The sequence below is a fragment of the Exiguobacterium artemiae 255-15 genome (assembly GCF_000019905.1).
In the GTDB taxonomy this organism is placed as follows: Bacteria; Bacillota; Bacilli; order Exiguobacteriales; family Exiguobacteriaceae; genus Exiguobacterium_A; species Exiguobacterium_A artemiae.
Genome location: NC_010556.1, coordinates 2,486,950 through 2,500,707 on the forward strand (window position 1 = coordinate 2,486,950; position 13,758 = coordinate 2,500,707).

Here is a 13,758-nt window from a genome sequence, read left to right on the forward strand (position 1 = left end):
TTCTTCAAGCTTTGATTTGTTACACTAGCAATAGAGGTGATAAATCAGTGACTACACATTTTACGAAAGAAGCATTTGATACATTTGAGATTGAAGGACTGGAACAACGGATGGACGCGATTCGGGAACGGATTCAACCCGTTTTCAAACAAATCGGACAGGAAGTCTCACCCGATTTAACGGTCAACCTGGCAGAAGATATGTATGTGCATATTGCACAGCATGCCCGCCGGAAAGTAAATCCCCCGAAGGACACATGGATGGCTTTTTCCCCAAACAAACGCGGCTACAAAAAGCATCCGCATTTCCAAGTCGGCTTATTTGATGATCATCTGTTCATCTGGCTCGCTTACATTTACGAACTTCCGAATAAATCACAGTACGCGACAAAACTCCTGAATCATCAGGAACTGTTGCACGCTCTTCCGTCTGATTTCGTTGTTTCTTACGATCATATGAAGAAAGAGGCACAACAGATTGACGAGACCGGTCTGGAACAAGGACTGGTACGATTCCGTGATGTCAAGAAAGCGGAATTTTTGGTCGGCCGTCATGTCTCTGCCGAAGAAGTCAGTGCGATGTCGCACGAAGATCTAGTAAAATTGATTCGAAATACCTATGAACAACTCGTGCCAATCTATAAAAAAATTCAATAAAAAGGATGGCCCAAAAGGTCATCCTTTGTTCGTTAGTTATATTTTACTAGAATTGACATGACTTGTGTACGTTCAGAATTTAAATTTAGATAAATGTTGACCTCTTTTGTTGAAACGGTCATCAGGTTGAATGTTTTGTCGAGTTTTGCCGTTGAGTACGCTTTTTTGACTTCTTTGACGGTAATTGTCCGGCCGATCACTTTTGGATTGTAGACGATGGCTGAGACTTTCGCTTTGCGGTCAGGCACACCGAATGTCGAGCAGTAGTGAACTGCTTTGTTCGGAGCGACCAATCCTTTACCGCTTTGGCACCACGTCGAGTTTTTTTCCCCTTTGTACGCGCTATGTACCTGGGCTAACGTCGTTTTTTCCAATGTCACTTTTCCATCGACGGATTTGGCTTTTGACGCTGTCGTTTTAACTTGTTTCAACCAATCGATATCCGTCGGCTTCGCAGCTTCGGCAGACTGGTTATATGAAGGACCTGAGACGAGGCTCATGGTAAGTGCGGCAGTTAAGATAAGACCAAAAATTTGTTTCATGATGTGCTCCCCCTTGAAATGCTTTGATAAATATCTCATTCCCCCATTTTCGAAATAATATTCACTTTACATACATTTCTTTAAAAAATATTTCAAAAAAAGTTGTTACCCGTTTGGGCAACAACTTTTCTTGTTATTTCTTATGCATTTTGAACTCTAAAAATAGTTCATTATAATGAGCGAGCATTTCTTTTCCTAAGTTTTCATATACTTCAAGTGTATCCGTGACCTCTTTATCGGGATAAAAACGTTTGTCTTCCCGTACGTCCCGATCGAGCAATTTCAACGCTGCTTTGTTTGGCGTCGAGTATCCGACATAATCCGCATTTTTAGCGGCATTTTTCGGGTCCAGCATGAAATTGATGAATTCATGGGCACCTTTGACGTTTTTAGCCGTTTTCGGAATGACGACGTTATCGAACCAGACATTTGATCCTTCCTTTGGAATCACATAGTTCAAATTCTCATTTTCACTCATGATCTCATTGGCATCACCGGACCAGACGACACCGATTCCTGCTTCTTCATTGGCAAGCAAAAGCTTAATTTCATCCCCGACGATCGCTTTGACGTTTGGTGTCAAATCCATCAAGTTGGCTTTGGCTTCCTGCAGTTTCGTTTCATCGGTCTCGTTCAAGGAATAGCCAAGACTGTTCAGACTCATCCCCATCACTTCACGTGCTCCGTCTGCGAGAAGGATTTGATTTTTCAATGCCGGATCCCAGATATCTTTCCAGCTGGTCGGTTTTTTTCCGTCAATCAGTTTTTGATTGTAGACGATCCCGACCGTTCCCCAAAAATAAGGAATCGAATACTTGTTACCTGGATCAAACGATAAATCGAGGAACCGTGGATCGATGTTCTTCAAATTGGGAATCTTTTGTTGATCGATCGGCAACACTAAATCCTCTTCGATCATCTTTGCGATCGCATAATCGGACGGCACAGCGATATCGTACGTCGTTCCGCCTTGTTCGATTTTCGTCAGCATCGCTTCGTTTGAATCAAACGTCTGATAGACGACTTTAATACCGGATTCCTTTTCGAACTGATCAATCAGTTCCGGATCGATATAATCGCCCCAGTTATAGATGTTCAGGACATTTTTGCCCGAATAACCTTGCGTCGTGTTCAACCGGTTCAACGCAAACAGGATGATACCGGAAATCAAGAAAATCGCGACAAACAATTGAATGAGTTTTTTCATCGATTATTTCACCTCCGGTCGGGACAACTTCATCGCAGAACGTTGGTTCAGGAAGTAATAGCCGATGACGAGTAAGAATGTAAACAGGAAAATCACGGTCGACAAGGCGTTGATTTTCATCGAAATCCCCTGCCGCGCAAGCGAATAGATTTCAACGGACAATGTCGTGAATCCATTTCCGGTAACGAAAAATGTCACCGCAAAATCATCGAGTGAATACGTCAATGCCGTAAAGAAGCCGGCAAAGATACCGGGTGTAATGTACGGCAGGATGACTTTCGTCAGAACATCAAGCCGGCTCGCTCCTAAATCACGCGCTGCATCAACGAGTGTCGGACTCATTTCCTGCAGTTTCGGCAGGACCAGAATGACGACAATCGGGACGGAGAACGCGATGTGTGACAACAGGACCGACGTAAAGCCGAGCTGAATGCCGAGCATCGTAAAGAAGATCAGGAACGACGCCCCGATGATGACATCGGGACTGACGATCAGGATACTGTTGAGCGTCAACAACGACGTCTCAATCCGTTTCTTGCGGACCGCCTGTATCCCGATCGCTCCAAGGACACCGATGATCGTCGAAATCGCTGCGGACAGAAGCGCAATGACCAGCGTATTTAAGACGATGATCAAGAGACGGGAATCCTGGAACACTTCCTTGTACCAATCCCACGTGAAGGAATCAAAGTTTGTCATGTTATCGGCACTGTTAAACGAGTAGAAGGCCAGATAAAGAATCGGGGCGTACAAGATGATGAAGACACCGATCAGGTACAGATTCGCTAATTTTAATCGTTTCATCATGTCGTCGCTCCTTTCTTCCGTTTCGTACTCGTTAATGCCAGAATGATTGCCATCGCAATAATCAGGAAGACGGCAATCGTCGCGCCCATTCCCCAGTTTTGCGTGACAAGAAACTGCTGTTCAATCGCTGTTCCGAGCGTGATGACCCGGTTCCCGGCAATCAGACGCGTAATCATGAATAACGACAGCGCCGGAATGAAGACGAGCTGACAGCCCGATTTGACACCGTCAAGCGTCAACGGAAAGACGACACGGCGGAACGTCATGAAATTCGAGGCCCCGAGATCGCGGGCCGCAAACACAAGTGACGGGTTCAATTTTTCAATCGCATTAAAGATCGGCAGGATCATGAACGGAATGAAGATATAGACGGAAACAAACACGAAACTGAAGTCCGTGAACAAAATCTGTTTCCGGCCGATTCCGATCGCTTCAAGCGTCTGGTTCGCCCACCCGTATGTGCTGAACAGACCGATGAAAGCATAGGCTTTTAAGAGCAGGTTGATCCAGGTCGGCAAGATGATCAACAGCAGCCACAATTGTTTATGCTTTGTTTTCGTCAGCAGATAGGCAGTCGGATAACCAATTGCCAGTGAAAACAGTGTGATCAAAAAGGCATACCAAAACGAGCTGAGCGTCATCGTCAGATACGTCGAGGTGAAGAACTTCTGGTAGTTGACGAGTGAGAAATGTCCTTCGAGATCGAGAAACGAATAATAGACGACGAGGACGATCGGCGCAATGACGAACAACGCAATCCAGAAACTATACGGAATCAGGTACCAGTTACGTGTCTTCTGCATCACAGCACCCCATCGTAGGACTCAAGCCGTTTGTCGAATTCCTCTTCCGTCTCATTCAGACGCATGACGTGAATCGCTTCCGGATCAAACGTCAAGCCGATCTGTTCCCCGACCGTCGCTTTTTTCGTACTGTGGACGAGCCATTCGTTTCCGACTTCATCCATGCAGGCAATCTCATAGTGAACACCGCGGAACAGCTGGGAATCGACGGTCACGCGCAACTTCCCTTGGGCGACGCTGGTGATTTCCAAGTCTTCCGGACGGATGACGATTTCGACCGGTTCATTTAATTCGAGACCGCGGTCGACACATTCAAATTCTTTTTCTGCGAACGAGACCCGGTAATCCATCAACATCCGTCCCGGGATGATATTCGATTCCCCGATGAAATCAGCGACGAAACGGTTGATCGGTTCGTCATAAATATCCGTTGGTGTACCCGACTGCTGAATCAGACCGTGATTGAGGACAAAGATTTCGTCCGACATCGCCAGTGCCTCTTCCTGATCGTGCGTGACGAAAATGAACGTGATGCCGAGACGACGCTGTAAATCACGTAGCTCATACTGCATTTCCGTCCGCAGTTTCAGATCGAGTGCCGATAACGGTTCATCCAGTAAGATGACTTCCGGTTCGTTGACGATCGCCCGGGCGATAGCGACACGCTGGCGCTGTCCGCCTGACATCTCCGTGATTTCGCGGTTTTCGTATCCGGATAAGTTGACGAACTTTAACGCATCGAGCACACGTGTCTTGATTTCCGCGTCTTTCATCTTTTTGATCCGCAATCCGAACGCGATGTTCTCAAAGACGTTGAGGTGCGGGAACAACGCATAATCCTGAAAGACCGTGTTGACCTGCCGTTTGTTGGCGGGAACATCGTTGATCCGTTTTCCATTGAACAGAATATCGCCTTCCGTCGCTTCAGTGAACCCGGCAATCAGCCGTAAAACCGTCGTTTTCCCGCAACCGGATGGTCCGAGCAGCGTATAAAATTTTCCACGTTCAATTTCAAAACTGACGCGTTCAAGAACCGTCTGATCGTCAAAACGTTTTGTCACGTCTGTAAATTGAATGATCGTATTGTTGTCTGCCAAATCTTATTCCTCCTTATAAGTACGAATCCGTGGCCGTCACGAGTACTTTCGTTTCCGCCTTTGAATCATTTCGTAACTGATGAATTTCTGAAGCTTTATAATAGAGCGTCTCGCCTTGCGTCGCCACGAATGATTCCCGGCCAAGCTTCAACGTGACCGCCCCTTCAAGTACATAGACGAACGTTTCCGATCCGGACGGTTCGTATGCTTTAAAGTGTCCGCCCGGTGCCAATCGCAGTAAGACAGGCTCCATTTCCTTTTCATTCGATTCCGGAATCAGCCATGTCACATGATACCCTTGTTCCGGGTCCTCATAACGCGTGACATCTTTTTGCGAATAAACGACCTTTTGATTTAATGTGTCTTCATCAAAGAAATCCTTCGCCGAGATGCCGAGTACTTCCAGAAGACTGAACAGCGTCTCGATCGACGGTGAACTGATCTCACGTTCGATTTGCGAGATGTATCCTTTACTTAAATCCGTCCGTTCGCCAAGCTCCTCTTGCGTCAAGCCTTTTTGAAGACGCAGATTTTTGATTTTGTTTCCGATCGTCCGCAATCCGCGCCCTCCTTTCCAAATAACAGTTTAGTATAAGACGACTTCAAGTTTACTAATCACGTACCGATTATAGCGTATTGGGCCAGTTAATCAACTAAAATGTTTCAAAAATTTAAAGGTTCATTTGACAGCGATAACGCTTACAACTACAATTAATACCAGGTACTAAAATAAGGAGGAAACAGCATGAAGATTGCATGGATTACAGACAGTACGACGATTTTGCCCGATTCGATTTCTCAGCACGAAGACTTGACCGTCGTCCCTCTTCTTGTCATGAAGGATGGTGAAAGTTTTACGGACGGCATCGATGTCGAGGCCGAGACCGTCTATCAATGGATCGATGCGAAACATAAGGTCACGACCAGCCAACCGTCGATCGGTACGTTCACGGAACACTATGAACGGTTAAAAGAGCAGTATGATATCGGCTTTGCGATCCATCTTTCAAGCGAGCTGAGCGGGACGTATAACGCTTCTGTTCAAGGGGCTGAAATTGCCGGATTCCGGTTGATTGCCATCGATTCCCGTTGCGGCATCTATCCGGCGGGCCAATTGCTTGCGGAAGCGATGCAACTCGCAGCAGATGGAATGGCAGTCACAGAAATCGAGCAGTATATTTTAGAGCGCCGCTTCGATCATCATATCGAGTTCACGGTCGCGAACCTCGATCAGCTGCAGGCAGGCGGACGCATTTCCTCGACGAAGGCGTTTGTCGGTAACTTACTTCAATTGCGGCCTCTGTTTCATTTCGAAGAAGGGAAAATCGTACCGTATCAGACGGTTCGAACGTTCAAGAAAGCGCATGGGAAGATTTATGACCATCTCGTTGAAATGCTTGAGAGCGGAACGGTCACTGATGTTTCATTATTCCATGCAACTGCCTACGATTTGGCGTTCGAGTGGAAAACGAATCTCGAAAAGCGGTTCGATGTCACAGTTCGCATCGATAACTTAACGCCTGTTCTCGGTTCACATACCGGTAATCCGGCCATCGGCATGTCGTTCTTAAATCCGACGAGCCGACGCTGATGTCTAAAGAGTCAAATATCCGGGTAAACCTCCTTTAGAGATTAAAGGAGGTTTTTGTATTGAAAAACAAATGGATTTGGCTCAACTGGCTTGGTTTTGTTTTTACGATCGCTGTCAATGCGCTTGACGGTGGAAAGACAGGACGGATTTCGGACACGATCATGACCTATTTCAAACCCGCAGGTTATGCTTTCTCGATTTGGGGACTTATCTATCTTGTTTTGCTCGTCTGGTTGATCATGCAGACGATTCCGAAATTCAAGGAACATGATATCGCAAAAAAAATCGGACCGTGGTTCTTGATCAGTTGTCTGTTCAATGCCGGTTGGATTGTTACGTTCTCATACAAGTTATTCCCGCTGTCGGTCGTCGTCATCGTCGGTCTTCTCGTTTCACTGATCGTGATTTACTCAAAAATCGACCGCGAGACAAAAGCCTTACGCTTTAAATTGCCGTTCTCGCTTTACCTCGGTTGGGTATCGGTTGCGACGATTGCCAATATCTTCTTGACCATCGATACCGAAAACATCAACTCATGGCTTGGAATCGGCGATGCCGGTTGGACGATGATCATGCTTGGTGTTGGTGTAGTTCTCGCCTTGTTGTTCATGTTCTTTAACCGCGATCCGATTTATCCGCTCGTCTTCGTCTGGGCTTACATTGCAATCAACTTCCAGTCGGATAACGGGCTTGTTGATACAGTTGTTCTCGGAAGTGTCGTCGTCCTGCTTGCCGGATATGTCTTCCTGCTCGTCCGGATGCGCCGGCAAATGCGCGTGAGCAACTAACGTTATTTTCTGCCCGGTTCGGCGTATAATGAAGTCAAAGGAGTGAATGTCATGCATATCACATTTACAGAAACGGCTCTGGCACGCATCGACCAGTTACGCGGGGATACTCCCGGTCAACTGCATCTTTATTATGATACGGAAGGATGCGGTTGCGGGAACTCCGGCATCTTCAGCATCCGGCTCGTCGAAGGGGCGGCGGACGAAGATATGACGATTGATTCAAACGTCGGACCGGTCCTCGTTAAACGGTGGTCGAGCCATTTTCTCGATCAGGAAATGACGCTTGATTACATTCCCGAGAAAAAATCATTGATTCTAAAAAGTGATGGTCAATACTTCAATACGAACGTCCTCGTTACAGATCAGACCGGCTGCCAGTTGACAGCCAACCGGTAAGACGACAAAAAAGGCAGCTTCCCTTGTGGAAAGCTGCCTTTGTAGTGTGATGGACAGACAGGTACTGGATTGAGTAGAGAGCTGAGCAACCATCGAAATGTACGGCGATTCTGTCTGCATCTTGCACAAGTCGAACAAATTCCTGCCCGGAATTCGTTCACGAAGCCATTGCGTCCCCCATGATCGCACACATATTCCTCGTGTGCTTATCCAGTATACGTAAAAAGACACGGATTGGATTGAACGGATGTGCTGTCAGCCCACATCCAGGACAGTTCGTTCAATCGTCTGCTGGTCGAGATCCTTGACCTTGACCGGACGGCTGTAATAATAACCCTGCCCATAGTCACATCCGAGTCGTTTCAGGAATTCATGCTGCTCAAGCGTCTCGACGCCTTCCGCCACCACTTCAATCCCAAGACTCTTCGCCAACTGGATGATCATTTCGGTAATCGCCGTTCCCCGCTCATCATGCGGTACTTCATCAATGAATGATTTATCAATCTTCAAGATATCGATCGGTAAATGCTTTAAATGCGTCAGCGAGGACAGTCCTGTCCCGAAGTCATCGAGCGCAATCGTCAAACTCAATTGCTTCAATTCTCCGAGCATCAATAAGGCCCGCTCCAGATTTTCCATGACGGATGTCTCCGTAATCTCCAGTTGAAGTTGCAATTCTCCGCCGTTCTTCAACGAATGATGAACGATTTCCTTGATCATCAAATTATGCGATTCCGACCGGAAATGCATCGCTGACAGGTTGACGGAGACTTGACGGATGAAGTGATCCTCTTCCCGCCAGACTTCCATTTGCTTGACAGTTTCCTGCAGTACCCACTGGGTCAGCCGATGGATCAGACTGTACTTTTCAGCGAGCGGAATGAATTCCGCCGGTGAAATGAAACCGAATTTCGGATGATTCCAGCGAATCAGGACTTCTGCCTGCTCGACCTTGCCTGTTGCCAGCGCAATTTTCGGTTGATAGACGAGATTAAACTCTTTAAAGTCCGTCATGGCCCGACGGAGGGAACCGACGATTTGTTGTTCCCGGCGATCCGAATGGAGCAGTTCATCGTAGATGACAAAACGGTCCCGTCCTTCATTTTTCCCTGCACGCAGGGCGCTTTCCATCTGACCAATCCGCATTTCCAGTGTATCCGTAATATTCGGAACGATGATGCCGATGGTCGCAGTCAAATGAATCTCCTGCCCGTCGAGAAAAATCGGTTGCCGGATTGCTTCCAGGACATCCGTGAAGGCCTCTTCGAGCAGATCGGGATGGATGTTTTGAATCAGGAAAAATTGGGTTCCATTGTAACGGATACAGGCTTCATCTTCTCGAAGTAACGCTTTGATCCGGTCCGAGAATTGCCGAATGACGATGTCTCCCTGATCAAAGCCGAATGTATCATTGATCCATTTGTACCCGTCCAGATCGAGCAACGCCATCGTCATCCGCTTTTTCGTCCGGCTGTATTGTCCGTCGACTTTTGACATATGATGATCCAGCCAACGGCGATTGTGCAATCCGGTCAAATGATCCGTATACGCCATCATCTGTAAGGCCCGCCGTTCAAGATGAATATACAGTCCGACGATCAACAGAACGATTAAAAAGACCGGAACTGCCACGTCGCTTAAGATATTTGATGTGACGGGGCTGGCTGAGACGTCCACTCCCGAAGCACCGGGAACACAAAACGTCGTCCCGAGCATTCCGACATAGTGCATCGTTGAAATACCAAACCCCATTAAGATGGCAACGGGAATCAAAATTCGTTTTTTATCGACATGCCGTGTCATATACAGCAACAGGAGGGCGACATAAGCGACCGTGATGGCAATCACAATCGATAACGTGAATAACGCCGCATCATAGCGGACATCCCCATCGAACTGCATCGCAACCATACCAAGATAATGCATCATGGCGATTCCCGTCCCCATTAACGTTCCGGCAATGATGACTTTTTTCCGTGTCAGCTCCGAATAATATAAGAGATAAAAGGCAATCCAGGCAGCCGTCACGGCGGGGACGATTGACAGGAACATCAGCACCCAGTCGTATTTGACCGGTACCGCCAACTCAAATGCCCCCATGCCAACGAAGTGCATACCCCAAATGGATAATCCCATCGTCAAGCAAGAGACGAACAATGCTCTTTTCTTTAAAGATACGGCTTTTGCCAACCGGCGATTTAATTCAAGTGAGGCATAGGATCCGACAATGGCCACGATGACCGATAGGATGACCAATGTCTCTTCGTAATGTTTCGTTAAGGTGATCCATTCATTCATGATAAGTGCCTCTCTTTTTTGACTGACATTCCTATTAGTATCGTCTGCTTACCGGTATTTTTTCAGTCTTCTGAAGAAATTTCATTAGAATGCGTGTGCTTTTTTCTAAAATAGGCGGATATACTCGAAAAACGAACAAAAAAAGGGATGCTGTTGATATCGCATCCCCTTACTGTTATCTCTCATTCACTGATTGTTATAACGCGACGGAAGCCACGACTTCGCCGGTCGGTTTTTCTAAATCCGGTTCAGGTTCGACTGTGATGGCGACCGCATCAATTGTTCCGTCTCCTTTGATCGGGAAGACAGCTGCCGCTTCCCCGTCCTGTTCGATGACCCCGTTCGCACGAGGCGTATCACCTTGAATCGTCCAAAGTTGATACAACTCACCCTTCTTCAGCGGCGGTAAATCTTTCAGTTGGACAAGCATGAATTCCTGATCATCTTTTGTAAAAATCATGCTTGACCCCTTAATTGAGGTCGTACTTTCAAAGTTGCCCATTCCTTTGACTTCGTCCATCGCAAACTCTTCCGCCGGAGAAGACTCGTCTTGCGACAAGAAGTAGGCGTTGGCACCAAGTGACAGGATCAAGGCGGCTGCGATACTCATCAACCATCCGAGCGGCACAGACCGTTTTTTCTCTTTCTTCGATCGTGCTGCGTCGAGGTCAGACAAGTGCGTCTCCTCTACAGCCGGTTTTTCAACTGCTGCTTGCACCGGTTTTTGTCCTTGTTTCGTCGATCCAAGGACTTCACCGAGAATTCTTGACTTCATGCCGGTTGGTATCGGTCGTTCCGGAAGTGATTCCGCGATGGGCAGCATCAAGTCTTGCATTTCTTGGAGCGCCTGTTTGCAGTCATCACAAGTCGCCAAGTGTGCCTCGAACGCGTCGCGATCGGCAGCTGATAATGTTCCGTTGAAGTAATCGATTAAATCATGACAACGTTCTTCCATCAACGTTCCCTCCCGTCTAGTAATTTCCGGAGTGCCTGGATAGCACTCCTTATTCTGGTTTTCACCGTTCCAAGCGGTAAATTAAGCTGATCTGAAATTTGTTGTTGTGTCAGGCCTTTAAAATAAACGAGTTCAATTAACTCTTGTTGATCGGGTTTCAGTTCATTGACGGCATCGCGGACTTCCGTCGCTGTTTCCCGCTGCATGACCGTCCGTTCGACCGGTTCATCATATCCGCCGTCCCGCTCCTCGACTTCAATCGTCGGTTGGCGTTTCTCGCGTCTCAGACAGTCGAGCGCTGCATTGCGGGTAATCGTTAATATCCAAGAGGAGAACTTTCCTTTATCGGTATTAAAATCGACCCGTCCGTTCCAAATCTTCATCCAGACTTCCTGGATGACTTCTTCTGATAAACGATCATTGTTCGTAAAGCGATGAGCGAATGAAAACAACAGCCTTTCATACTTGTCATACAGTACTTCGAGAGCTTGTTCATCTCCACTGCGCATCTGATGATAAAGCGATTCATCGGATTGAGTATGCATCCTTCTCCTCCTTGGTGATCAGTCAGCCTTATCATATAGTATACGCAAGCTGACGCAAAATCGTTTTAGTTTTTTCACTTTATTTCATTTTTTTGTCCACCACATCCATATTCCCTATTCCGCTAAAAAATATAGCTGAAAAAAGCGGTTAGATTGACAGCAATACCGTGATGGGCATAGCATAAAGGTATCGAACAGACGGATTGCATCTTAGAATGGAGGAAAATGAATGGATTACGATCGTAAAATGAAGAACCGGGTCAGCCGGATCGAAGGACAACTTCGCGGTATCTTGCGAATGATGGAAGAAGGACAGGATTGCCGTGATGTCATCACGCAACTGTCGGCTGCCCGCTCCGCCATTGACCGGACGATTGGTGTCGTCGTCAGCTCCAATCTGATCGAGTGTGTCAAAGAAGCCGAACAATCCGGCGAAGGACAGACGGAGGAATTGGTTAAGGAAGCCGTGAACTTGCTGGTAAAAAGCCGCTAATCGATTCCTTGGAATCGTTGATAGTCTTGCTCTGCTTGGATGCGGTGCAAGACTTATTTTTGTTTCCGCTGTATGTTTTGGAATCGAGATAAAAAGGAACAATAAAAGGCATGACGAAAAGTGACTTGAACATGAGGAGGAACCGAATATGGCTACGTATCAACTCGATCAGGACCACAGCTCCATCACATTCTCAGTCAAACACATGATGATTTCAAAGGTTAAAGGAGAGTTTCGTGACTTTACCTTCGATGTCAGTGGAGAAGCACATGATTTGGAAAACGCTTCTGCTGTCGTAACGATTCCGGTCGCTACGATAGACACACGCAGTGCGGACCGCGATACACATTTGAAATCAGCTGATTTCTTCGATGTCGAGCAGTATCCGAACATTACTTACCGTGTGACTTCGTTTAAAAAACACGCCGGTGACGAATATGAAGTGACCGGTGATTTGACGATTAAGGATGTTACGCGGACAGAAACGTTTAAGGTCGAGTATGAAGGCAGCGGTGTTGATCCTTGGGGTAATACACGTTCCGGTTTTGAAGTCGACGGGAAGATCAAACGGGAAGACTACAATCTCACCTGGAACGTCGCGCTCGAAGCCGGAGGTGTTCTGGTCGGCAGTGATGTGAAGTTCCAATTGCACCTCGAGTTCATTCACGGGTAATTATTAGAGATCATAGTAGATGTAGGGGGAAATCAGATGACAGTTTCACTTTTTATTGATGTTGCATGTAAGACCGGGGAGTCGCCCGTCTATGACGCTAAAACAAAACGATTTTATTTCGTCGATATTCCGGGCAAGCTTCTTTTTTCATATGATTTAACGACAGAGGCTTTAAAACCGTACCAAGTACCAAGTGCCATCACCTCGATCGCTTTGACGGATGCGCCGGATTTCCTTCGTGTCACGTCGGCACATGGTTTCGGAACGTTTGATTTAAAGGAAGGACACCTCTCACTGGAAACCCAATTGACGCTTCCTGACTCCGACCGGATGAATGACGGGAAACTTGATCCATCGGGTCAGTATGTGGCCGGAAGTATCAATGAAGAGGACGGCGAGACCGCTTCCCTCTATCGTCTGCGTCATGACGGTTCCGTCGATGTCCTCCTCGAAAACTTAACGAACTCGAACGGACTCGTTTGGTCCGAGGACGGTAAGACACTTTATCACATCGATACGCCAACGAAAAAAGTCTATGCCTTCGACTATGTTGCGGATCAACCTTTGACGAACCGTCGGGTGGCAATCGATTTAGAGGACGAAGATGGTTTCCCGGACGGCATGACAAAAGATACGGAAGGTCATGTCTTCATCGCCCATTACGCTGGGTCGTGCTTAACACGCTGGAATCTTGAAACCGGTGAAAAACTCGCCCATATCGATTTCCCGGTTTCAAATCCGACTTGCCCGATTCTGTATGAAGACCGGTTACTCGTCACGACAGCAGCAGACGGGGACGATTCCGAACATGCTGGAGCCGTTTTCGAAGTGACGTATTGACACATTTACTCCCTCATGAGAGGGAGTTTTTTTGTGGACGTCTGTACTAAAACAGGCGATACTA

At 47.0% G+C, this 13,758-nt stretch carries 16 protein-coding genes; 7 read left to right on the forward strand and 9 right to left on the reverse strand.

The features are described 5' to 3' along the window. Window positions 1–47 precede the first annotated feature (47 nt). Window positions 48–656 carry a YktB family protein gene (locus EXIG_RS12830; RefSeq protein ID WP_012371386.1) on the forward strand — a complete coding sequence of 203 codons (609 nt, stop codon included), beginning with the start codon at window positions 48–50 and terminating at the stop codon, window positions 654–656. Between the two features lie 32 nt (window positions 657–688). On the opposite strand, the gene EXIG_RS12835 is transcribed toward EXIG_RS12830, so the two are convergent. The 6 genes from EXIG_RS12835 to EXIG_RS12860 form a co-directional block, all read right to left on the reverse strand. Then, on the reverse strand, window positions 689–1,198 hold the full coding sequence (locus EXIG_RS12835) for a hypothetical protein (protein WP_012371387.1): 510 nt from the start codon (window positions 1,196–1,198) through the stop codon (window positions 689–691). 133 nt (window positions 1,199–1,331) lie between these two features. Further along, entirely contained in the window at window positions 1,332–2,405 is a 1,074-nt protein-coding gene (locus tag EXIG_RS12840; RefSeq protein ID WP_012371388.1) for an ABC transporter substrate-binding protein, read from the reverse strand. 3 nt (window positions 2,406–2,408) lie between these two features. Next, entirely contained in the window at window positions 2,409–3,212 is an 804-nt protein-coding gene (locus EXIG_RS12845) for an ABC transporter permease (RefSeq protein ID WP_012371389.1), read from the reverse strand. Beyond that, window positions 3,209–4,015 carry an ABC transporter permease gene (locus EXIG_RS12850; RefSeq protein WP_012371390.1) on the reverse strand — a complete coding sequence of 269 codons (807 nt, stop codon included), beginning with the start codon at window positions 4,013–4,015 and terminating at the stop codon, window positions 3,209–3,211. The genes EXIG_RS12845 and EXIG_RS12850 overlap by 4 nt, the downstream gene beginning before the upstream one ends. Further along, window positions 4,015–5,112: an ABC transporter ATP-binding protein gene (locus EXIG_RS12855; protein ID WP_012371391.1), complete on the reverse strand. Its 1,098-nt coding sequence runs from the start codon at window positions 5,110–5,112 to the stop codon at window positions 4,015–4,017. Before EXIG_RS12855 ends, EXIG_RS12850 begins: the two co-directional genes overlap by 1 nt. Before the next feature lie 13 nt (window positions 5,113–5,125). Beyond that, window positions 5,126–5,671, reverse strand: coding sequence for a type II toxin-antitoxin system RelB family anti-toxin (locus tag EXIG_RS12860; protein WP_012371392.1), 546 nt, complete (start codon window positions 5,669–5,671; stop codon window positions 5,126–5,128). A 186-nt stretch (window positions 5,672–5,857) separates the two neighbouring features. Here EXIG_RS12860 and EXIG_RS12865 point away from each other — a divergent pair, with 186 nt between their 5' ends. The 3 genes from EXIG_RS12865 to EXIG_RS12875 are packed head-to-tail and all read left to right on the forward strand — an operon-like array spanning window position 5,858 to window position 7,890. After that, a complete protein-coding gene (locus tag EXIG_RS12865; protein WP_012371393.1) occupies window positions 5,858–6,703 on the forward strand; it encodes a DegV family protein in 846 nt (281 codons plus the stop codon). A gap of 59 nt (window positions 6,704–6,762) precedes the next feature. Continuing rightward, window positions 6,763–7,491 (forward strand): TspO/MBR family protein, encoded by a 729-nt coding sequence (locus EXIG_RS12870; protein ID WP_012371394.1) that lies wholly within the window; start codon window positions 6,763–6,765, stop codon window positions 7,489–7,491. A 51-nt stretch (window positions 7,492–7,542) separates the two neighbouring features. Further along, window positions 7,543–7,890, forward strand: a complete 348-nt coding sequence (locus EXIG_RS12875; protein ID WP_012371395.1) for an iron-sulfur cluster biosynthesis family protein — start codon at window positions 7,543–7,545, stop codon at window positions 7,888–7,890. Between the two features lie 255 nt (window positions 7,891–8,145). Here EXIG_RS12875 and EXIG_RS12880 read toward each other — a convergent pair whose 3' ends face one another. From EXIG_RS12880 to EXIG_RS12890, 3 genes are all read right to left on the reverse strand, one after another. Continuing rightward, window positions 8,146–10,188, reverse strand: coding sequence for a putative bifunctional diguanylate cyclase/phosphodiesterase (locus EXIG_RS12880; RefSeq protein ID WP_012371396.1), 2,043 nt, complete (start codon window positions 10,186–10,188; stop codon window positions 8,146–8,148). A 196-nt stretch (window positions 10,189–10,384) separates the two neighbouring features. Continuing rightward, window positions 10,385–11,143, reverse strand: a complete 759-nt coding sequence (locus EXIG_RS12885; protein ID WP_012371397.1) for an anti-sigma factor — start codon at window positions 11,141–11,143, stop codon at window positions 10,385–10,387. Next, a complete protein-coding gene (locus EXIG_RS12890) occupies window positions 11,143–11,688 on the reverse strand; it encodes an RNA polymerase sigma factor (RefSeq protein ID WP_012371398.1) in 546 nt (181 codons plus the stop codon). Before EXIG_RS12890 ends, EXIG_RS12885 begins: the two co-directional genes overlap by 1 nt. A 229-nt stretch (window positions 11,689–11,917) precedes the next feature. On the opposite strand from EXIG_RS12890, the gene EXIG_RS12895 reads away from it, so the two are divergent. From EXIG_RS12895 to EXIG_RS12905, 3 genes are all read left to right on the forward strand, one after another. Further along, window positions 11,918–12,181 carry a metal-sensitive transcriptional regulator gene (locus tag EXIG_RS12895; RefSeq protein ID WP_012371399.1) on the forward strand — a complete coding sequence of 88 codons (264 nt, stop codon included), beginning with the start codon at window positions 11,918–11,920 and terminating at the stop codon, window positions 12,179–12,181. A 148-nt stretch (window positions 12,182–12,329) separates the two neighbouring features. Then, window positions 12,330–12,854: a YceI family protein gene (locus tag EXIG_RS12900; protein WP_012371400.1), complete on the forward strand. Its 525-nt coding sequence runs from the start codon at window positions 12,330–12,332 to the stop codon at window positions 12,852–12,854. Between the two features lie 36 nt (window positions 12,855–12,890). Continuing rightward, on the forward strand, window positions 12,891–13,694 hold the full coding sequence (locus EXIG_RS12905) for an SMP-30/gluconolactonase/LRE family protein (protein WP_012371401.1): 804 nt from the start codon (window positions 12,891–12,893) through the stop codon (window positions 13,692–13,694). Window positions 13,695–13,758: the final 64 nt, after the last annotated feature.

What these genes read in the sequence shown, in the direction of transcription:
- EXIG_RS12835 (WP_012371387.1), bottom strand. Translation starts at nt 1,198, where the DNA reads ATGAAACAAATTTTTGGTCTTATCTTAACTGCCGCACTTACCATGAGC.
- EXIG_RS12840 (WP_012371388.1), bottom strand. Translation starts at nt 2,405, where the DNA reads ATGAAAAAACTCATTCAATTGTTTGTCGCGATTTTCTTGATTTCCGGT.
- EXIG_RS12845 (WP_012371389.1), bottom strand. Translation starts at nt 3,212, where the DNA reads ATGATGAAACGATTAAAATTAGCGAATCTGTACCTGATCGGTGTCTTC.
- EXIG_RS12850 (WP_012371390.1), bottom strand. Translation starts at nt 4,015, where the DNA reads ATGCAGAAGACACGTAACTGGTACCTGATTCCGTATAGTTTCTGGATT.
- EXIG_RS12865 (WP_012371393.1), top strand. Translation starts at nt 5,858, where the DNA reads ATGAAGATTGCATGGATTACAGACAGTACGACGATTTTGCCCGATTCG.
- EXIG_RS12875 (WP_012371395.1), top strand. Translation starts at nt 7,543, where the DNA reads ATGCATATCACATTTACAGAAACGGCTCTGGCACGCATCGACCAGTTA.
- EXIG_RS12880 (WP_012371396.1), bottom strand. Translation starts at nt 10,188, where the DNA reads ATGAATGAATGGATCACCTTAACGAAACATTACGAAGAGACATTGGTC.
- EXIG_RS12885 (WP_012371397.1), bottom strand. Translation starts at nt 11,143, where the DNA reads ATGGAAGAACGTTGTCATGATTTAATCGATTACTTCAACGGAACATTA.
- EXIG_RS12890 (WP_012371398.1), bottom strand. Translation starts at nt 11,688, where the DNA reads ATGCATACTCAATCCGATGAATCGCTTTATCATCAGATGCGCAGTGGA.
- EXIG_RS12895 (WP_012371399.1), top strand. Translation starts at nt 11,918, where the DNA reads ATGGATTACGATCGTAAAATGAAGAACCGGGTCAGCCGGATCGAAGGA.
- EXIG_RS12900 (WP_012371400.1), top strand. Translation starts at nt 12,330, where the DNA reads ATGGCTACGTATCAACTCGATCAGGACCACAGCTCCATCACATTCTCA.
- EXIG_RS12905 (WP_012371401.1), top strand. Translation starts at nt 12,891, where the DNA reads ATGACAGTTTCACTTTTTATTGATGTTGCATGTAAGACCGGGGAGTCG.